Raw genomic sequence first — 19,508 nt, 5'->3', positions numbered from 1 at the left:
GAACTCCTGTTCAGTGGACGGGTGTTGACGCTGTGCTGCGACGCGGCTTCCAGCCCGGGCGCGGCACCGATTCGAGCAGTGTGCGGGTGTACGTGGCCGTGGGCTCGGTCAGGACCTTGCGGGCGGGACCGCGTTCGACGATGCGGCCCCGGTGCATGACGACGATGTCGTCGCACACGTGCTGGACGATGCCGAGGTCGTGGGTGATGAACAGGTAGGCCACCGGGGTCCGTTCGCGGATCTCGCGCAGCAGCGTGAGGATCTGCGCCTGCACGGACACGTCGAGCGCGGCCACCGCCTCGTCGAGGACGAGGATCCGTGGGGCGACCGCCAACGCGCGGGCGATGGCGACGCGTTGGCGCTGGCCGCCGGACAGGGTCCGTGGGAGTGCGGCGGCCTGCCGCTCGTCGAGGCCCACCTGGTCGAGGAGTTCGGCGACGCGTCGGTCGAGGTCCGCGCCGCGCAGGTCCGTGTGGAGCGCGACGACCTCGGCGACGCAGTCGCGCACGCGCTGGCGGCGGTCGAGGGAGGCGTACGGATCCTGGAAGACCATCTGGATCTCGCGGGCGGCGCGGCGTCGTTCGGCCGTCCGGCGGGGTGGGCGGGGGCGTTCGCGACCGGCGAGGCGGACCGTCCCGGCCGTCGGGCGCTCCAGGCCGGAGATCATCCGGGCGGTCGTCGTCTTGCCCGACCCCGACTCGCCCACGACGGCCAGCGAGCCGCCCGGCGCGAGCGTCAGGTCGACGTCGTCGACGGCGACGACCTCGCCGAACTCCTTGCGCAGACCCCTGACTTCGAGCGCGTACGGGTGGGCGGCGGGTTCAGGCGTCGAGGTCATCGGTGGGCTCCGCTGGATAGTGGCAGGCGGCGAGGCCGTCGCCGACGGGGCGCGGCTCGGGGCGCTCGGTGCGGCACCGGGCCCGGGCGGCAGGGCAGCGCGGCGCGAACGCGCAGCCCGCACCGGCCTCGTAGGCGGACAGCGGCCGTCCGGGAATCGCCCGCAGCTCGCGTGCGTCCGCGCCGGGCGCGGGCCGGGAGGCGAGGAGCGCCCGGGTGTAGGGGTGGCGGGCGGACTTGTGGAGCCGGTCGGCGGGGAGTTCCTCGACGATCGAGCCCGCGTACATCATCGCGATCCGGTCGCAGACGGCCGCCGCGAGGGCCAGGTCGTGCGTGATGAACAGCAGGGCGAGCCCGCGCGCGGCCCGGGCCTCGTCGATGATCGCCATGACCTCGGCCTGCGTCGTGACGTCGAGCGCCGTCGTGGGCTCGTCCGCCAGGAGCAGCCGGGGGCCGCCCGCGAGCGCCGCCGCGATCATGACGCGCTGGAGCAGCCCCCCGGACAGCTCCGGCGGTCGCTGCCGCAGCCTGCGTTCCGCGTCGGGGATGCCGACGTCGCGCAGCAGCCCGGTGACCGTGGCCGTGGCCTCGCGGGCCCGGGTGCCGCGCGCGATCAGGCCCTCGGTGAGGAAGTCGCCGACCGTGCGGACCGGGTTGATGTGGGCGCGCGGATCCTGGTGGATCATCGCGACGTCGGCCGACCGCAGGGCGCGCAGGTCGGCGGGGCCCATCGCGGGCACGGACGCGCCGTCGAGGAGGACGTCGCCCTCGACGCGGGCACCCGGAGGCAGCAGCCGCAGCACCGAGCGCGCGGTGAGCGACTTGCCCGAGCCGGACTCGCCGACCAGGCCGAGCGCCGCGCCGGCCGGTACGGAGAGGTCGACCCGGTGGATGACCGCGCGGTCGGTCCCGTCCAGGGAAAGGGTGACGCGGAGTCGCCGGATGTCGAGGAGTGTCATCGGGTGTCGTCTCCCAGGAGCCGTCGGGACAGGCCGTTGCCGAGCAGGGTGCAGGCGATGACGAACACGACGATCACCAGGCCCGCGTACAGGGACTGTTCGGCCCGGCCCGCGAGCACGCCCGACGCGCCCTGCGCGACCATCAGGCCCCATTCGGCCGTCGGCGGCTGCGCGCCGAGGCCGATGAACGAGAACGCGGCGACGTCGAGCAGCGTGTAGCCGAACGACACCGTCACCTGCACCAGGACGAGCGGCAGCAGTGCGGGCGTCAGATGGCGCAGGCAGATTCGCCACCCCGGCAGGCCGAGCATCCGCAGCGCGGACACGTACGGCAGGTGCGCCTCGCGCAGCGCGGCGCCGCGCACGGTCCGGGCGACGTACGGGAGATACGCGACGGACAGCGTCACGACGGCCACCTGGAGGCCCGCGCCGAAGACGGCCGCGCCGACCACGGCGAGGATCAGACCGGGGAAGCCGAACACGACGTTCAGGGCGGACGACACCATGCGGTCGTACCAACCGCCCAGCCACGCACCGGAGATGGCGAGCGCCGAGCCGACGACGCTCGCGACGAGCGTCACCACGGCGGGAGCGAGCAGGCTGAGCCGCGACCCGTACAGGACGCGGGAGAGGATGTCGCGCCCGGTGTCGTCGGTGCCGAGCCAGTGGGCGCCGCTGCTGCCCTGGTAGACGGCCAGCGGGTCGACGGCCTCGGGATCGTACGGTGCGATCAGTGGCGCGCACACAGCGGCGAGGACGACGAGCGCGACGACGGCGCCCGCGCCGATCAGCACGCCGTTGCCGCGCGCCGCACGTCGGCCCCGCCCGAAAACGCCTGCCTTGGCCGCGAGTTGATAGGTCGTCATGCGGAGGCCTCCAGGGGTGTACGCCGGTCGAGCAGCGCCGATACCACGTCGACCACGGTGTTCACGCCGACGAACAGGACGACGCTGATCAGCGCGAGGGCCTGCACCACCGCCAGATCCTGCTTCGCCGCGCTCTGCACGAGCAGCGCCCCGATGCCGTTGATCCCGAAGGCCTGCTCGACGACCGCGCAGCCCGCGATCAGGCCCGCGACGGCGACGCCGGAGACCGAGAAGATGGGCGCGGAAGCGTTGCGCAGCACGTGTTTGCGCACCACGAGACGCTCGGGGATGCCCCGGCCGCGCGCGGTCTGCACATGCTCGGAGGCGAGTTCGGCCCGCACCGCCGAGCGTGTCACCTGCGCGACGTACGCGAGCCAGGTCGCGGCGAGCGCGAGCGCCGGCAGCGTCAGATGCTCCAGGCGCCCGGCGAACCCCGACCCGCTCCCGTACGCCGGGAACAGACCCCAGCGCACGGAGAAGCCCCAGATCAGCAGCACCGACATCACGAAGGTCGGCACCGCCATCAGCGTCGTCGTCACGACGGTCACCGCCGTCTCGCCCCAGCCGCCGCGCAGCGCGGCGAGTGTCCCGAGGGCCACGCCCGCCCCGATGATGAGGACGGCAGCGAAGGCGACGAGGAAGAGCGTGTTGCCGAGCCGGTCGCCGACCAGGTGCGTGACCGAGTCGCGGTAGCTGAGCGACTCGCCGAGGTCGCCGTGGGACAGGGCGGTGAGCCAGCGCCAGTAGCCGCGCAGGAACGGGTCGTCGAGGTGGTACTGGCGGTGGATCTCGGCGAGCAGCCGCTCGCTGGGCGGCTTGCCGCCGCCGACCAGCAGCGTCGCCGGGTCGCCGGGCGAGACGAACAGCGCCCCGTACACGGCGACGCTCGCGACCAGCGCCGTCGCGGCGAGCATGGCGGCCCGCCGGACGACGAAGCGCCAGATCATGAGGACTCCCGCCCGGTGCCGCCGATGCGCGCCGCCCACGGCATGTTGATGTAGGCGAAGGAGGCGGGGACACCGCTGAGCCGCTTGTTCAGGAACAGCCGCTCGTAGGGGCAGGCGATGGGCACGATCGGGAAGTCCTTCGCGTACAGCGCCTGCGCCGCGGTGAACTCGCGCGCGGCCCGCTGCGGATCGGTCGTCGCCTTGGCCGCGCGGATGTGCGAAGTCACCTTGCTGTTGCGGTAGTTGGTCCAGTTCATCGGTGACTTCGGGTCGGTCATCATGTCCGCGTACGACAGCGGGTCGGGGATCTCCACGTAGCCGAGGGCGATGGTGGCGTCGAGGCCCTTGCGCAGCGCCGGGTTGAAGAACAGGCCGGACATCTGGGTCGGCTGGAGCTGCCGGATGACGACCTTGAGGCCGATCTTCTCCGTGGCGGCCTGGAGGAACGTCAGGGTCTGCAGCGACTGCTGGTCGCCGGCAGCAGTGGCGATCGTGAGTGTGCGCCGCTTCGGAGCGGCCTCGTCGACGAGCTTCTTCGCCTTGGCGACATCGGGTCCGGGGACGGCGGGCAGCGCCGCGTACCCCTTGGCGTAGACGTCCTTGGCCTCGCTGTTCTTCCAGACCAGGGACGGGATGAAGGTCTTCTGGCGCTGGGCGGCGCCGTCGAAGACGTTCTTGACGAGGGCGTCGCGGTCGAGGACGAGGGAGAGCGCGTCGGCGATGCGGCGGTCGGCCATCGGCGAGCTGGGGGAGGTCGCCCCGAGGAACACGGTCTGCGCGGAAGGACCGTAGTAGAGCCGCCCCTCCTTCGAGCCGCGCAACGCCTTCGCGGACGTCGAGGGAATCTCGTAACTCCCGTCGATCTGCCCGGACATGAGGGCGCTGGTGAGCGTCCCGTTGTCGGTGATGAACCGGAACGTGAGCTCCTTGACCTTCGGGCGCAGCGAGCGGTCCCAGTACGCGGTGTTGCGCACGGCGGTGATGGAGTCGCCGGAGCGCCACTTGGTCAGCTTGAACGGGCCCGTGCACATCAGGCCGCCGCGCGCGGTGCCGTACGAGGTGCCCGCCTTCTTCATGTACGAGGCCTTGCCGACGGCCCCGAACCCGTTCACGAGGTACTTCAGGAAGAGCGAGTCCGGGGCGCGGAAGCGGACGGTGACCTGGAGGTCCTTCGTCGCCTTGATGGTGGTGACGTTCGCGAGGACCGGGACGTTGACGCTCTGCGTGGCGGGCACGCGCTGCCGCTCCAGGCTCGCGACGACGTCGGCGGCGGTCATCGGGCTGCCGTCCCAGAAGCGGACGCCGTGGCGCAGGTTCAGGACGAGGGTCTTCGGATCGGGCCGTTGCCAGGAGGTGGCGAGGCCGGGGGCCGTCGAGTAGTCCGGCTTCAGGCGGATCAGCGGGTCGCAGAGGTTGGAGGCGACGGTGCTGGGGGAGTAGTCGCCGACCTTCGCGGGGTCGAGCGTGGTCGGCTCGCCCATCGGCAGGTTCCAGGTGACGTGGTCGACGGTGCCCCGGGCGGGAGGGGTGGTGGCCGTGAGCTTGATGGCGGCGGAGGGTCCTGACGTGTCACCGCCGCCGGAGGAACAGGAGGTCAGCGCGAGTACGAGCACGGTGGCCAGCGCGGTGAGAGGGGCTACGGTGAGTCGGGGAGCGTGCATGAGTGTGCTCCTGAGGAGTGGATTGCCGAGACCGTGAGGCGTGAGGGGTGGGCGCCGCCGGTGCGCAGCGTCTGGACCGAGGACTTGGCGGCGGTCGTGGTCCACGGGTTGTCCTCGCTGCCGGACGACGGCAGGAAGAGGGGGTAGTCGCTGGAGGCGAGGAGGACGGCGAGCCGGTGGCCCGCCCGCACCCGGTAGCCGGTGTGCCCGAGGTCGACGCGGACCTCCTGGGGCGCGAGGCCGGTCCGCAGGGAGACCTCACCGCGCGCGATCAGGTGGGCGCGCCCGTCCGGCCCGACGTCCACGAGCTTCACGAAGACGTCGAACGTCGGGGCGGTGCTGGTGACATGGAGGTGCAGGCCGAGCGGCCCCGCCAGGTCGAGCGGATCGGTGAGCGCCGCTCCGGAGAACACGAGCACGTCCTCGCGGTCCGCCGTCCCCGACAGATCCGGGTAACCGTGCAGATACTCGAAGGAGTTGGCGACGTCCGACGGCACGAGGGCCTCCGGGTCGTACGTCCACTCTGCCGAACTCGCCTCCCCTGTAGGGGAGTCGACAAGCGCGCCGCCACCCGTCAGTGACTCCCCGGCGCGCTCGGCGCGAGCCAGCCAGAAGGTGCGCTCGACGGTCTCCGGCGGCGGCCAGGCCGTCGACGTGCGCCAGTCGGCATGCCCCAACTCCCAGCGCACCTTGGGCAGTTCCGAGACCGGCCGGATCCCCTTGAGGAACACGTCGAAGAACGCGAGCGCCGGGTCGACGTACTGCGGCAGCATCCGGTCGAGGGCCGCCCCGCTCCGCCCGTGGTCGGTGTCGGCGGACGCGGGCGCGTCGGCGAGGCGGTAGTTCTCGTGGTCGACGGCGCCCGCCCACAGATACTGGACGGCGTCCCAGCCGGGGCGCGCCGCGAGCGCCAGATAGTCCCGCAGGTGCGGGATCAGGATGTTGTCGAACCAGCCGACGCAGTGCAGCACGGGCACCGGTCGCGCGTCGTAGGGGTGCCGGCCGCGCGCCGGGAACAGGTCGGTGAAGTGCGGCACGAGCGTGTCGAACCAGGCCGAGCGGGCGCCGATCGCCCGGAACGCCTCCTCGTACTGCTCGACGACCGGGCGGATCGAGCGGTCCGGCTCGTACTCGTACAGGCCCTGGTCCACCCAGTAGTGGGCGTAGTACTCGATGCCCTCCAGCCAGACGGGGCGGCCGACGCCCGGCGGGTCGTGCGGACCGCCGCCCTGGGCCGTCGCGTTGAAGTCGACCGTGGTCACGCGCGGCACGACGGCGCGCAGCGCAGGATGCTGGGACGCCACCGCGGCCCACTGCGTGAAGCCGTAGTACGAGTCGCCGAACATGCCCACCAGGCCGTCGGACCAGGCCTGTTGGACGATCCAGTCGATGGTGTCGTAGCCGTCGTCGGCCTCGCGCAGGAACGGCAGCGTCTGGCCCTCGGAGCGGAACTTGCCGCGCACGTCCTGGACGACGACGGCGTAGCCGCGGGCCGTGAAGCGGGCGGCGATCTCGTCGAAGTACACGTAGCGGCTGTTCTTGTCGTACGGCAGCCGTACGAGGACGGTCGGGAACTCGGCGTCGGCCGGGCCTGCGGCCGATCCGCCCGTTGCTTCCTCGGGCAGATGGACGTCCGTGGCGAGCCGGATCCCGTCGCGCATCCGGACCCGGAACTCCTGGGCCCGCGGGGATCCGGGCGCCGGGCCGACACGCGTGAAGGTGAAGGTCATGAGGGTGGTCTCCCGGAGCAGGGATGAACAACGCCGTGATGTAACGGCGTTGTATGACAACATTGCAGCTCCGTGTGAACGCGGTCAACCCATTGCGTTAAGGTCGGCGACATGCCGATCGAGGTAGATGAGGAGAGGCGGCTCGACGAGATCGCGACCGCCACCATTCAGGTCGCCAAGGACCGGGGTGTGCGCTCCGTGACGATCCGGGCTGTGGCCCAGCAACTCGGCGGCTCCACCGCGATGGTGACCAACTACGTCTCCAGCCGCGCCGCCCTGATGATCAACGCGCTGCGCCGCGCGGAGGCCGACTGGACCCGCGAGTTGGAGCGGGCCATCGAAGGCGTCGAGGGCGAGGAGAGGCTGCGCGCCGCCGTCCGCTGGATGTGCACCACCGAGCAGGACGACGAGGTGCTGCGCCGGCTCATGATGGAGATCGCCGGCGCGGGGCCCGGTACCGGGATCGACGAGGCGCGCGTGGCCAGCGCGCGCAGCGACCACAAAGGGCTCGGCGAGCTGGTCGCCGAAGCGGGCCTGCCCGACGCCGAGCTGGGCGGCGACATCCTCCACCTGATCCTGCGCGGCTACTGGCTGGCGACGCTGGAGGACGCCGAGAGCTGGCCCGCGGAGCGCGGTGAGCGGGCCATCCTGGCGGTCGTCGACCGGTTGCGGGAGTCCGGGGCCTGAACTCGGCCTGCCGGGGCGGGGGTTGACATCCCCGCGTACCTGGGATCAGTCTGTGCGCGAAATAAAACGCCGTTGTATCACCGGTAACCGGATTGCGCAGCTGGAAGAGGGTGCTCCATGGGAAGTCCCGGAAGTCCCGGCCAGAACACCGAGTGGTGGCAGCGTTCCGCCGCCGAGATCGCCGATGCCGTACGCGGCGGGGAGGTGTCGTCCTACGAGGTCGTCACGTCCTGTCTCGACCGCATCGAGGAGACGAACCCCAAGGTCAACGCGCTGGTGGAGGTCCGCCGCGACGAGGCGCTCGACGCGGCACGGAGGGCCGACGCGGCCTTCGCGGCGGGCGCCTCGGGCTCCGCGGGCGCCGAACTCGGCCCGCTGCACGGCGTCCCCGTCTCCATCAAGGTCAACACCGAGCAGCGCGGCCACGCCACCACGAACGGCGTGACGGCGCTCGCCGGGAACATCGCCGACGAGGACGCGGCCTGCGTGACCGCACTGCGCCGCGCCGGAGCGATACCGCTGGGGCGCAGCAACGTCCCCGCGTTCTCGCTGCGTTGGTTCTCCGCCAACGACCTGCACGGGCGGACCCTCAACCCGTGGGACGCCGCGCGCACGCCCGGCGGCTCCAGCGGGGGAGCGGCCGCCGGGATCGCGGCAGGGATGACGCCGCTGGCGCAGGGCAACGACATCGGCGGATCGATCCGCTTCCCCGCGGCCTGCTGCGGCGTCGTCGGGGTGCGGCCCACCGTGGGACGGATCTCCGGCTGGGCGCCGCCCGCGTACGCCGACACCCCCGAGGGGCGGGTGCCGCTCGACTTCCCGCCCACCGTGCAGGCCTGCGCGGTGCAGGGGCCGCTCGGCAGGACCGTGGCGGACGCCCGGCTCGCCCTGCACGCCATGAGCGAACCCGACCCGCGCGACCCATACGGCGTCCCGGCGCTGCCGCCCAGGGGCCCCGCCCCCACGCGGGTGACCGTCGTCCGCGGCAACGACGGCGCGAAGAACCACCCGGCTGTCGACACGGCCCTCGACGCCGCGGCCGCCCGACTCGCCGACGCGGGGTACGAGGTCGACGAGATCGCGGCCGAACCGCTGCTCGCCGAGGCCGCCCGACTGTGGCTGCTCCTGCTCACCGAGGACACCCGTCCGCTGCTCCGGGTCGTCGAGCGGATCGGCGACGACGCCATCCGCACCGCGCTCGCGCGGCACTTCGCGGCGTCCGCCGCCGTGTGGGGCGAGCGCCCCGACCTGGAGACGTACATCGACGGCTGGGGCCGACGCGGCACACTCGTCACCCGGCTCCAGCAACTCCTGGGCGCCGACCGCCTGTTGCTCACTCCGGTGTGCGCCGAGCCGGCCTTCGAGCAGGACGCCGACCTCGTGGACGAGGCCCGCGCCCTGGAACTCTTCCCGGCGATGTGGCCGATGACGTCGGTGCCGATCCTCGGCTTCCCGGCCGTCACCGTCCCGGTGGCCGCGCACGACGGGCTGCCGATGGGCGTGCAGTTGGTGGGCGGTCGGTTCACGGAGGACGGGCTGCTGGACGCGGCGCAGGCCGTGGAGGAGCGGTCGCCGGTGCTGCGGGTGTGGGGGTAGACGTCCACGGCCGTTGACGCCGTTCAGCGCACCGGCGCCCCCGGACCCAGCGGGATCCCGATCGCCCACCACGCGAGGAACAGCAGCGTCCACGCCGCCGTCATCGCGATCGCCAGCGGCAGCGTGTATGCGGCGAGGGTGCCGATGCCCGCGTCCTTGCGGTAGCGCTGGAGGAAGCCGAGAGCCATCACGAAGTACGGGCTCATCGGCGTGATCGCGGTCGACCCCGAGTCGGCGATGCGGAACAGGGCCTGCGTCGTCTCGGCCGGCACGTGCGCCAGCATCAGCATCGGTACGAGGACGGGCGCGGCCAGTGCCCACATCGCGGAGCCGCTGGTCACCATCACGTTCACGACGGTCAGCAGGAGCAGGATCAGCAGGAACACCACGACGATCGGCATCCCGCTGTGCTCCAGGAGTTCGGCCGCCCGCACCGCCAGTACGTCACCGATGTGCGTCCAGTCGAAGTAGGCGAGGAACTGGGCGATCGCGAAGAACAGCACCAGCACCGGCGCCATCTGCTTCACGCCCGCCGCCATCAGCTTCGGTACGTCGCCGGGCTTCGCGATCGACCCCGAGCACGCCCCGTACACGATGCCGGTGAGCGCGAACAGGACGGCCACGACCGCCGCGATGCCGTCGATGAACGGCGACTCGACGATGCTGCCGCCGTCCCCGCGCAGCGGAGAGGACGTGGGCGCGAGCGCCGCCACGACCAGCACCAGGCCACCGCCGAGCGCGAGCAACGCCCGGCGCAGCGCGGAGCGTTCGCGCTCGCTGAGGTCCAGCGTGCCCAGGTCCTCGACGTCCGCGTCGGGATCCGGGTCGAGGTCCGGCCGCTTGGCCAGCACCCAGCGGGTGACCAGCGTGATGACGGTTGCAAGAAGAAGCGAGGAGGCGATGTTGAAGAACCAGTTGGACAGCGGTGACACGTACGCGTCGTCGCCGCCCGCGATCTTCGCGGCGGCCGTCGTGATCCCGGCGAAGATCGCGTCGTTCGGCGTGGGAACCGGGCTCGCGTCATAGCCGGAGGCGATCGACGTGTACGCCACGACGATGCCGAGGATCGGGGAGCGGCCCACGGCGCGGAAGGCGAGCCCGCCGAGCGGCACCAGGATGATGTACGCCGCGGCCGACGCGACGTGCGCCACCGTCCCGGCGAACGCGACGGCGAACACCACCCACGACGCGGGCACCCGCGCGACCCCGACCTTCATCGCGGCGGACAGGAAGCCGCTGCGCTCGGCGACGGCGACGCCCATGATGACGACCACGATCGTCGCCATCGGCGGGAACTCGGCGAAGTTCGACACCATCGTCGACACCGCCATGGCGAGCCCGTCGCCGCTGAGCAGGTTCTGCACGGCGACCGTCTTGTGGTCGGCGGGCGAGACCACGGACACGTCGAACCCGGCGAGCACGGCGCTGATGACGGCGAGCACCGCCGACAGGATCCAGAACAGCCAGAACGGGTGCGGCAGTCGGTTCCCCGCGCGTTCGACGACGCCGAGGGCGCGGATGACGAAGGGCAGTCGCCCGGCCGCTTCGGCGTGCGGTGGTGCCTCTCTCTGTACGGTCATGGCTGCGGCTCCAACTAACGCTGATGGGTTGGGAGTTCGTGGTTCCTGAAGAACGCCCACATCACCTTGTGGGCCTGGATCGTCTGCGTGGTGTAGCCGCCGCCGCTGTAGCCGTCGGCGCCCGGCCAGGTGTGTCCGCCGTCGGTGACCGCGACGTGCGCCACCTCCGCGCCGTCCGCGCAGCCGGTCCACCGGGACGTCGTGATGTCGGGCTCGGTCACCTGGTCGGGCGTCCGGGTGCGGCAGCCGTCCCGGTCGGCCCACTCGCGCACCCAGTCCCGGACGGCGGGCAGTCCGCGGTCGGTGTCACCGGCGTACGGGATGGTGGTGTCGCCGGTGCCGTGGAAGTCGAGGACGGGCATCGGGCGCTCCGGGGCGCAGCCGCCCTCGCGGGTACCGGGGTAGAAGGCCCCGGCGACCGGCGCGATCGCCGCGAACCGGTCCGACATCCGGCAGGCCAGCAGGCCGGTGAACCCGGCGCCGTTCGACTTGCCGGTGGCGTACACCCGCCGCTCGTTCACGCACAGCGAGCCTTCGAGGGAGTCGAGGAGATCCCCGGTGAACGCGACGTCGTCCACGCCGGCCGCCGCGTACGGCGCGCCCTGCCAGGCCTGCCGCTCACCGTCGCCGGTGCCGACGACCCCGTTCGGGTAGGCGACGATCGCGGGCAGCGTGGACAGGCGCGAGAACGCCTCCGTCCCGGCGCCGGTGTTCCCGCGCCCGTGGTAGGCGACGATCAGCGGCCAACTGCGGTTCGGCGTATAGCCGTTGGGGAGGTGCAGCTGGTACGTGCGGTCGCGGCCGCCGCTGGTGATGGTGTGCGGGGCGCTGGTGCCGGGTTGTTGCGGGGCGGGGGTGCCGCAGCCGGTGGGGTGGACGGTCGGGGCGGCCGGGGCGGCTTGGGCCGGGGCGAACGGTACGGCGACGAGTGCGGCGGCCAGTACGCAGGCACGCCGAAGTAGACCCTTCATGTGCGGCTCCAAATGAGGGTTGCTGGGGGCAGGGCAGGGGGCTTACAGGTCGAGCCACTTTTCGACGAAGGCGGACACGCGGTCGACGGCGGCGTCCACGATGGCCTGCCCGTCCTCGGCCGTGACCGACGTCGGGTCACCGAGCACTCCGTTGGCGCTCAGCTCGTCGTACGGCAGGGTCAGTGTCGGCTGCGAGAAGGAGCGGGCGAGGCGGGCCTCTTGCTTGAGCCCTTCCAGAGCGACGGACCCCGGCTTCAGCCGGTCCCGGTGAACCAAGTCCGGTGCCAGGTACAGCATTTGGGCGGTCTCGGCCTCCCCGCTGTGCCCGCTGACCTCGCTCACGCCCATCTCCGCGATCACGCCGGACGCGAGCGAAGTCACCGGCGTCCAGGCGAACCGCACGTCGGGGTGGGACACGAGCAGGTCCTGCGCCACGGTGGTGAGCGTCGCGTTGTTGCCGCCGTGCCCGGTCAGTACCAGGAACCGTCGCCAGCCGTGCCGCCGCAGGCTCTCCACGTACTCGCGCACGACCGCGGCGAACGTGGTCGTCGTCAGCGTCACCGTCCCGGCGAACGCCATGTGGTGCGGCGAGACGCCGACCGGGAGCGGCGGGCCGATTACCACGCGTCCGGCGAGCCGGGCCCCGACGAGGTCGGCGATCCGCTCGGCGCGGATGGTGTCCGTGGCGATGGGCATGCCGGGGCCGTGCTGCTCGTAGGCGCCGGCGGGGATGATGACGACGGGGGCGCGGGTGACGGCCTCGGCGGCTTCTTCGGTCGTCAACTCAGCGAGCCGGTACGGCTGTTGGTCGTTGGTCACGCCGGCTCACCCCCGTCGGGGAAGTCGGCGGTGAGGACGGTGTCCCGGATCGCGGTCAGGTGCTCGCGGGTGATCCGCTCGGCCGCCGCGGCGTCACCTTCCCGTACCGCCTCGACGATCTCCAGATGCTCGGCGTGGTCGCGCTCCCGGTCGTTATAGCGGTGCCGGATCTCGACCTGGTCGCGGGCGCGGACCTGGAGCAGCGCCTCGACGGTCTCCTTCAGCAGCGCGTTCCCGCTGGCGGTCGCGAGCGCCACGTGGAAGTGCACGGAGCGGCGCAGGGACTCCTCGGGCGGGAACAGGGCGTTGGCCGCCGCGTGCTCCAACTGCTCGATCCCTTGCGGGAGTCGGATACGGGCGGCCTCGGCCGCGACCGCGGGCTCGACGACGAGGCGCGCCTCGACGAGTTCGAGCACGGACCGCTGCGAGGTGCGCGGCCGGTGCGGATTGGCGAGCAGCCGCCGCTCGACGCCGGGCCCGACGTACGTACCCGAACCGTGCCGGAACTCCACGACCTGCATGGCCTCAAGACGCCGCAGCGCCTCCCGCACGGTCGGCGTCGTCACCTCGAACCGCTTGGCCAGCTCGCGCGAGGAGGCGAGGGCGTCGCCGGGGGAGAGCCGCTCGGTGCGGATGATCTCGACTATGTCGTCCGCGAGGCGCTCGGACAGCGAGGGTTGATCGGCGTAACTCATAAAGTGAATAGATCACTTGGTCAGTGGGGGTGTCAACGGTTGTGCACGACGTTGTGCGCGACGGCTGCGCGCATCGGCTGCGACGTCGAAACCGCGCCCGTCGTGTCAGCCCTCGAAGGCCGCCCAGGCGGCGGCGACCAGTGGCCGGTGCAGATCCGTGCGACGGACGCAGGCGCCGATGGTGAGCTCCTCGGGCGGAGCGGCCACCGGAACGGCGTGGAGGCGTTCCCTCAAGTGGCTCTGTTCCAGTACGAGTTCGGGAACGATTCCGGTTCCGTAGCCGAGTACGACCAGAGTGAGCAGCGCCTCGTGGCCGTCCGCCTCGACGGCGACCGGGGGAGGGCCGCCGCGCCGCCGGAACCACTGGTCGGCCAGCTGTCGCACCCGCCCCTGCCTGGGCAGCACGAACGGCTCCTGGCGGGCATCCTCCGATGCGGGGTGCGGACGTACGAGGACCAGCGGGGTCCGGGTGACCTCGCGGGCCAGCAGTGTGGCCGGTACGCGATCGGGCAGCGCCGCTACGGCGAGATCGGCCTCACCGTCGTCGAGCAGCGCGAGCGCGGCGGCCGCGTCTCCCGTGCGCAGTGAAACGCGTACTCGGGGATGGGCGCTGCGCAGCGGTGCGAGCAGCTCGGGCAGCAGCCCTTGGCAGGCGGTCACTGTCGCGAACAGCCGCAGACAACCGCCGAGTTGGTCCCCTTCGGGGCCGCCGTCGCGGTACCGCTCCCACAGGTCGAGCGCCTCCGTGGCGTATCGCAGAAAACGGCGGCCGTGTCCGGTCAGGGCGACGCCGTGAGGGCTGCGGTCGACGAGTCGATGCCCGGTGGCGGCCTCCAGGCGTTGCACTGCGCGCGACAGCGTGGCCGCACTGACGTGGCAGTCCGCTGCCGTGCGGGTGAAACTCAGCGAGCCGGCCAGGTGAACGAACAGCCGGTACTGGTCGTGGTCCTGCACCTTTCACCTCCTGCAACACCGTGCTGCGGATGTTGCTGTTGCCGGTGGATCAGCGCAGACCCTACAAACGGTCCATGGACCCCGCTTGGCGCTTTCGCGAATACGAACCTGTGGGCATCGACCTCGCCGGCCCCGACGCAGTCGCCGCCTACGACCGCAACCAGGGCACCGACGCCGCCCGCGACGACGCGCTGCTCGACCGCCTCGACGCGACCGCGGGCATGCGCCTGGTCGATCTGGCCTGCGGCACCGGCTCGCTGGTGGTCCGGGCAGCGCTGCGTGGACTCGAGGCGCACGGGGTGGACGTCGCCCCGCACATGCTGGCCTTCGCGAAGGCCAGGGCGGACCGGGCCGGCGCCCGTGCTCACTGGCACCACGCCGGATTCCTCGACCACGAGCACCGTTCGGAGCCCGCCGACATCGTCACCACCAAGGCCGCGCTTCACCAGCTCCCCGACTTCTGGAAGCAGCAGGCGCTCCTCAACGCCGCCTCGATGCTCCGGCCCGGAGGCACCCTCTACCTCTGGGACGTCGTCTTCACGTTCCCGCCCGCCGAGGCCGACCGGCATGTGCAGGGTTGGATCGACACCGCGGGCCGCCCCGAGGGCGTGGGCTTCACCCGCGCCGACTTCGAGACCCACGTGCGTGAGGAGTTCTCCACGTACGGCTGGATCCTGGAGGGCATGCTGGAGCGCGCCGGGTTCGACATCGTGGCGCGCACTGTCGACTCCCCGGTGCACAGCGCGTACGAGTGCCGGCTGGCCCGGCCCGTCCACGAAATGGACGCCCGGCGGGATAAATGCAACATGCAGCTACCCTCCGACTCGTACGCGACGAGGCAGGAGGCACCGTGAACGAGAACCAGGGCCGGGTCGTGGCAGCCCTCGACGGCGTCAGCATGCGCCGCTACACCACCGGCCAGGTCATCCTCGACGGCATCGACTGGACGGTCCGCTCCGGCGAGCACTGGGCGCTGCTCGGCCCGAACGGCGCCGGCAAGACCAGCATCCTGCGGATCGTCGGCGCCACGAACTTCCCCACCACCGGCACCGTCGAGGTCCTCGGCCACCGGCTCGGTCGCGTCGACGTCCGCGAGCTGCGCGCGCTCATCGGGCACGTCTCCACCTCGCAGCGCGTCCCCCCGGACCTGCCGGGGCACACCGTCGTCCTCACCGGCCACAGCGGCACCGTCCAGCCGCTCTGGAAGTCGTACGACGACGAGGTGCGCGAGCGGGCCCACGCGCTGCTCGCCGAACTCCAGATCAAGGAGCTCGCCGACCGTCCGTACGGGGTGTGCTCCGGCGGCCAGCGCGCCCGCCTCCTCATCGCCCGCGCCCTCATGGCGGACCCGGCGCTGCTCCTGCTCGACGAGCCGTTCAACGCGCTCGACCTGCCCTCGCGCGAGGACCTCATCGACACGATGCGTCACATCGCGGAAGGCCGACCCGAGTTGGCGACGGTGACCGTCACCCACCACCTCGAAGAGCTCTCCCCGGCCATCAGCCACGCCCTCCTGCTGCGCGAGGGCCGCGTCCTCGCCCGTGGCGCCGTGGACGAGGTGCTGACCAAGGACCGGATGACCTCCTGCTTCGGCCGCCCCATCGAGGTCACCCGGCACGCCGGGCGCTGGCTGGCGCGCTCCGGTGACCAAGTGTGACCGGACGCACGGGTCCCGGACCGTGTCGGTGTTGGGCCGAACGGGTTACATGACGTAAGAATTGGGCCGTACAGACACGAGTGCGAGCCCAAACGGGGTGGGGGAACTGAACAGCCACGACGTCACCGACGAACAGTGGGAAGGTCTCGCCCAGGTCGTGCCGCTGCGCAGCCGCAACGAGTGGCCGTCAGCCGTCGACCACCGGGCGATGCCGGAAGCGGAGACCGAACCGCGCCGCCGCTTCGTCGTCCTGCGGGTCAACGTCTTCGGTGACGCCCGCGAGGTCGCCGAGACCGTCATGTCCGGCATCCCGGTACTGCTCGACCTCACCGGCGCCGAGACCGAAGTCGCCAAGCGCGTCCTGGACTTCAGCAGCGGCGTCGTCCTCGGCCTCGGCTGCGGCATGCACCGCGTCGACCGCAACGTCTTCCTCCTGGCCCCTCCTGGTACGGAGGTTCAGGGGTTGGTGCAGGGCGCGGTCTCGTAGCCGAGCCACAGTTGATCCCCGCTCTGGGACGAGAGCCCGCGGGGCCCGGGCAGAGCCCCGAGGCCGCAACGCCGGTTCGGCAAAATCTAGCCCCGTCGGCGCTTGAGGCGCGGGGTCCGGGGCAGAGCCCCGAGGCCGTAACCCCGGCTGACCGTAGGGTCATCGGCGGGGCAAGCCCGACGGGCATAGTCCCCCGATCGTAGGAAGGCCGCTCCGCGCAAACGGTTCTGCGCCGAGCGGACCCCTACGTTCAACCCATGACCGTGCCCCGGCGCGACGCACCCCCGCTCCCCGGCGCGTCCCCCGACCGCCCCCGCGTGACCCGGCTCAGGCTCGCCGCCTTCGCCCGGCACCGCGGCACCATCGTCCCCCTCGGCCCGTTCACCACCCTGTACGGACCCAGCGGCAGCGGCAAGACCAGCGCGCTGCGCGCCTTCGCGGCGCTCGCCGGACTCGGCGGCGGCGCACACCTGGCGGACGTGTTCCCCGACCCCCACGCCTACGTTCCCGAGCGCGCGCGACCCGACGCCGAGCGCCGCCGCGGGTTCCACATCGGCTGTACCGTCGAGGGCCCGATGGGACCCGTACGACTCGACCTGGCCGTCCAGGCCGAACCCGAACTCCGCGTCGTCGGTGAACGGTTGACCGGGCCCGACATCACCTACCTGCAGACCGCCCTGCGCGACCCCGGCCGCCGCGACGTCCAGGCCGCCTGGCACACCGCGGGTTCCGTGCCTGTGACCCGCGGACCGCTCCCCGACGACCTGCTCGGCACGGCCATGCTCCCGCTGCGCGTCGCGGGCCGCACCGAAGGGCAGCGCAAGGTGCTCGCCGCGGCCGAACAGGTCGTCGTCGGCCTGCGCTCCACCTTCGCCTGCGACCCCGACCCCACGCGGATGCGCACCCCGGCCCCCGCGGCGGCCGACCGGCTGCACGGCGGCTGCGGCAACCTCGCCGCCGTACTGCGCCGCACCGGAGCCGAGTGCGGGACCCGGCACGCGCTGCTCGTCGCGGCGGCCCGCGCGGGCCTCGTGGGACCGGTGACCGACGTACGCGCCGAGACCGCGGCCAACGGATCCGTGCGCGCCGTCGTGGACCGGGGTGGCGGGGTCACCAGCCCCGTCGAGCGGCTCGGGGACGGCGAGTTGAGGTACCTCGCCCTCGCGCTCGTCCTGCTCACCGGGCCCCGGGTGCTCGCCGTCGACGCGGCGGCCGAGGTCCCGGAGGCGTACCAGAGCCTGACCGTCCTCGCGGACGGCTTCGACCGCGGCCTCGACCGCGCCCAGTGCGCCGAACTCACCGCGCTGGCCGCCCGTATGTGCGCCCGCGGCCACATCCGGCTCGTCGCCGCTGTGGGCGAGGGCTCCGCGGCGGAGAGGGGAGCGCGGGCGGAGGGGGCGGCGATGGTAGACCTGGGGCGATGAACGAGGAACGTGAAGAAACCCGCCGTGCGGATGACCGTGAAGAACCCCGCCGTGCGGGCGACGACCGTGAAGGAACCCGACCGCTCGACGTGGCCACCCTGCAGGCGCGCCTCGCCCGGTTCGCGGTCGCCCGCGACTGGCAGCCCTTCCACACGCCGAAGAACCTGGCGGCCGCGCTGAGCGTCGAGGCCTCCGAACTGGTCGAGATCTTCCAGTGGTTGACCCCCGAGCAGTCGGCCCGCGTGATGGAGGACCCGGAATCGGCCCACCGCGTCGAGGACGAGGTCGCCGACGTCCTCGCGTACCTGCTGCAACTGTGCGAGGTGCTGGGCATCGACGCGCTGGCCGCACTGTCGGCGAAGATCGACCGCAACGAGCGGCGGTTCCCGGCGCGGGGCGAGGGCGCCGGGTAGAGGTGTGGGGCGCGGGCGTCGGGTGGGGCGGATGCCCCGCCCCCGTCAACTGCCCGCCGACGCACCAAATGTCACTCTCCGGAGTCGTCGACTTATCCACATTGAACGTTGTGTCCACAGATTTCGGGCTTCCCCTGGCTTTTCGCCGCTCATGCCTTCACTCTTAGTAGTGGACGAAGGAGTTCGGGCGGGAGACGGACGGGGACGCGATGGATGCGGTGCGGCTCATCGGGGTCGGCCGACGGGCCCTGGCGGAGAGCCAGGACCCGCGGGACATCATGAGGGAGGCGTGGCAGGCACAGGCTTTGGCGCAGGCGATAGGGAGTCGCCTCGCGATGCAGGGGCCGCCGGAGTTACGAGGCGAGGCGCTGGGACTGAGCGAGGCGGGGGCGCGCGGCAGCGGGGGTTCGGCGACGCCGGTCGTGGGGGCCGGCGGGATACGGGCGGCGCAACTGACCGAACTGGGCGATGTGCACCGGGCGTTGATGGATCTCGGCGTACTCCTCGGTGACGTGGGCATCGCGCTCGTCGGGGTGGCGAGCGAGTCGTTCGAGGAGGGGGCCTATTGGCAGTGCATGGAGGCGATCGACGCGGCGGACGAGTCGAGGGACAGAATCCTCGAGATACTGCGGCGGCTCCCGGAGGGCTGCCGCGCGCTGCCCCTCGCCGACCGGGAGCCCGCACCGGAACCGGACTCGGACTCGGCGGCGTGAGACCGACGGGCTAAGAACGGCGCCCCGGGTGGGCCCGGCCCCGGCGCCGACCCCGGCTGACGAGGCGGGCGCCTGACGTGGCATGCGCCTGACGCGGGGAGCGTCCCGCTCAGACGTCCTCGCCGGCCGGTGGCTGTGGCGAAGTCCTGGGCGGCTGTTGGAGGTCGGCGTCGAGCTGCGTCAGGTCGGCGTTGAGCGCGGCCATCAGCTCTTCCATCTGCTGCAGCAGACCCTTGGGTGCGCCTTCCTGCTCCGGCGTGGACGTGTCGTGCGCGGCCTCATCGTGCACGGCCTCATCGGGCGCGGCTTCCTGGGACATGGCGGCCTCCTCGGCCCTCGCCCTCCCGAGCGGGAGGGGAGTTGACGCAATCGTGACGCCCGGCAGCGACCGCCGGCGCGGGTGCCGGGCGGTCCGGCTCCGCCCGAGTCAACGATCACGACCGGGGCCGGGTCACTGGGCGCCCCCGCCACCACGCGCCGGGTTGACGCGATTTCACCCGACCGTGGCGGCG

The 19,508-nt window shown here is 72.2% G+C and carries 20 protein-coding genes; 8 read left to right on the top strand and 12 right to left on the bottom strand.

The window, feature by feature from the left end:
• Positions 1–10 precede the first annotated feature (10 nt).
• The 6 genes from ACOKM3_RS12575 to ACOKM3_RS12550 are packed head-to-tail and all read right to left on the bottom strand — an operon-like array spanning position 11 to position 7,000.
• Positions 11–838, bottom strand: coding sequence for an ABC transporter ATP-binding protein (locus ACOKM3_RS12575; RefSeq protein WP_426899942.1), 828 nt, complete (start codon positions 836–838; stop codon positions 11–13).
• Positions 822–1,796, bottom strand: coding sequence for an ABC transporter ATP-binding protein (locus tag ACOKM3_RS12570; protein WP_426899940.1), 975 nt, complete (start codon positions 1,794–1,796; stop codon positions 822–824). The genes ACOKM3_RS12575 and ACOKM3_RS12570 overlap by 17 nt, the downstream gene beginning before the upstream one ends.
• A complete protein-coding gene (locus ACOKM3_RS12565) occupies positions 1,793–2,662 on the bottom strand; it encodes an ABC transporter permease (RefSeq protein WP_426899938.1) in 870 nt (289 codons plus the stop codon). The genes ACOKM3_RS12570 and ACOKM3_RS12565 overlap by 4 nt, the downstream gene beginning before the upstream one ends.
• Positions 2,659–3,609 (bottom strand): ABC transporter permease, encoded by a 951-nt coding sequence (locus ACOKM3_RS12560; protein WP_426899936.1) that lies wholly within the window; start codon positions 3,607–3,609, stop codon positions 2,659–2,661. The genes ACOKM3_RS12565 and ACOKM3_RS12560 overlap by 4 nt, the downstream gene beginning before the upstream one ends.
• Positions 3,606–5,270 carry an ABC transporter substrate-binding protein gene (locus ACOKM3_RS12555; protein WP_426899934.1) on the bottom strand — a complete coding sequence of 555 codons (1,665 nt, stop codon included), beginning with the start codon at positions 5,268–5,270 and terminating at the stop codon, positions 3,606–3,608. The genes ACOKM3_RS12560 and ACOKM3_RS12555 overlap by 4 nt, the downstream gene beginning before the upstream one ends.
• On the bottom strand, positions 5,246–7,000 hold the full coding sequence (locus ACOKM3_RS12550) for a CocE/NonD family hydrolase (RefSeq protein ID WP_426899932.1): 1,755 nt from the start codon (positions 6,998–7,000) through the stop codon (positions 5,246–5,248). The genes ACOKM3_RS12555 and ACOKM3_RS12550 overlap by 25 nt, the downstream gene beginning before the upstream one ends.
• 111 nt (positions 7,001–7,111) lie before the next feature.
• Between ACOKM3_RS12550 and ACOKM3_RS12545 the strand changes: the two genes are divergently transcribed.
• Positions 7,112–7,687 (top strand): TetR/AcrR family transcriptional regulator, encoded by a 576-nt coding sequence (locus ACOKM3_RS12545; protein WP_426899930.1) that lies wholly within the window; start codon positions 7,112–7,114, stop codon positions 7,685–7,687.
• Positions 7,688–7,804: 117 nt separating this feature from the next.
• Positions 7,805–9,283: an amidase gene (locus ACOKM3_RS12540; RefSeq protein WP_426899928.1), complete on the top strand. Its 1,479-nt coding sequence runs from the start codon at positions 7,805–7,807 to the stop codon at positions 9,281–9,283.
• 23 nt (positions 9,284–9,306) lie between these two features.
• On the opposite strand, the gene ACOKM3_RS12535 is transcribed toward ACOKM3_RS12540, so the two are convergent.
• The 5 genes from ACOKM3_RS12535 to ACOKM3_RS12515 form a co-directional block, all read right to left on the bottom strand.
• Positions 9,307–10,863 carry an AbgT family transporter gene (locus ACOKM3_RS12535; protein ID WP_426899926.1) on the bottom strand — a complete coding sequence of 519 codons (1,557 nt, stop codon included), beginning with the start codon at positions 10,861–10,863 and terminating at the stop codon, positions 9,307–9,309.
• Positions 10,864–10,877: 14 nt separating this feature from the next.
• Positions 10,878–11,834, bottom strand: a complete 957-nt coding sequence (locus ACOKM3_RS12530; RefSeq protein ID WP_426899925.1) for a CE1 family esterase — start codon at positions 11,832–11,834, stop codon at positions 10,878–10,880.
• Between the two features lie 42 nt (positions 11,835–11,876).
• Positions 11,877–12,653, bottom strand: a complete 777-nt coding sequence (locus ACOKM3_RS12525; RefSeq protein ID WP_426899923.1) for a creatininase family protein — start codon at positions 12,651–12,653, stop codon at positions 11,877–11,879.
• A complete protein-coding gene (locus ACOKM3_RS12520) occupies positions 12,650–13,348 on the bottom strand; it encodes a FadR/GntR family transcriptional regulator (RefSeq protein ID WP_426899921.1) in 699 nt (232 codons plus the stop codon). Before ACOKM3_RS12520 ends, ACOKM3_RS12525 begins: the two co-directional genes overlap by 4 nt.
• Positions 13,349–13,453: 105 nt before the next feature.
• Complete coding sequence (locus ACOKM3_RS12515; protein ID WP_426899919.1) at positions 13,454–14,302, bottom strand: LysR substrate-binding domain-containing protein; 849 nt, start codon at positions 14,300–14,302, stop codon at positions 13,454–13,456.
• A gap of 74 nt (positions 14,303–14,376) precedes the next feature.
• Here ACOKM3_RS12515 and ACOKM3_RS12510 point away from each other — a divergent pair, with 74 nt between their 5' ends.
• The 6 genes from ACOKM3_RS12510 (at position 14,377) to ACOKM3_RS12485 (ending at position 18,996) form a co-directional block, all read left to right on the top strand.
• Complete coding sequence (locus ACOKM3_RS12510) at positions 14,377–15,156, top strand: class I SAM-dependent methyltransferase (protein ID WP_426899917.1); 780 nt, start codon at positions 14,377–14,379, stop codon at positions 15,154–15,156.
• Between the two features lie 44 nt (positions 15,157–15,200).
• Positions 15,201–15,959, top strand: coding sequence for an ABC transporter ATP-binding protein (locus ACOKM3_RS12505; protein ID WP_426906775.1), 759 nt, complete (start codon positions 15,201–15,203; stop codon positions 15,957–15,959).
• A 106-nt stretch (positions 15,960–16,065) separates the two neighbouring features.
• Positions 16,066–16,446 (top strand): cell division protein SepF, encoded by a 381-nt coding sequence (locus tag ACOKM3_RS12500; protein WP_266718951.1) that lies wholly within the window; start codon positions 16,066–16,068, stop codon positions 16,444–16,446.
• Positions 16,447–16,703: 257 nt separating this feature from the next.
• On the top strand, positions 16,704–17,870 hold the full coding sequence (locus ACOKM3_RS12495; protein WP_426899915.1) for an AAA family ATPase: 1,167 nt from the start codon (positions 16,704–16,706) through the stop codon (positions 17,868–17,870).
• On the top strand, positions 17,867–18,283 hold the full coding sequence (locus ACOKM3_RS12490) for a nucleotide pyrophosphohydrolase (RefSeq protein WP_426899913.1): 417 nt from the start codon (positions 17,867–17,869) through the stop codon (positions 18,281–18,283). The genes ACOKM3_RS12495 and ACOKM3_RS12490 overlap by 4 nt, the downstream gene beginning before the upstream one ends.
• Positions 18,284–18,492: 209 nt before the next feature.
• Positions 18,493–18,996, top strand: a complete 504-nt coding sequence (locus ACOKM3_RS12485; protein WP_426899911.1) for a DUF6099 family protein — start codon at positions 18,493–18,495, stop codon at positions 18,994–18,996.
• Between the two features lie 109 nt (positions 18,997–19,105).
• Here ACOKM3_RS12485 and ACOKM3_RS12480 read toward each other — a convergent pair whose 3' ends face one another.
• Positions 19,106–19,315: a hypothetical protein gene (locus ACOKM3_RS12480; protein ID WP_426899909.1), complete on the bottom strand. Its 210-nt coding sequence runs from the start codon at positions 19,313–19,315 to the stop codon at positions 19,106–19,108.
• Between the last annotated feature and the right edge of the window lie 193 nt (positions 19,316–19,508).

The organism is Streptomyces nidicola (genome assembly GCF_050106155.1).
GTDB lineage: Bacteria > Actinomycetota > Actinomycetes > Streptomycetales > Streptomycetaceae > Streptomyces.
The sequence above is the reverse complement of the archived record's forward strand: the minus strand, read 5'-3'. Positions and strand labels throughout refer to the sequence as shown.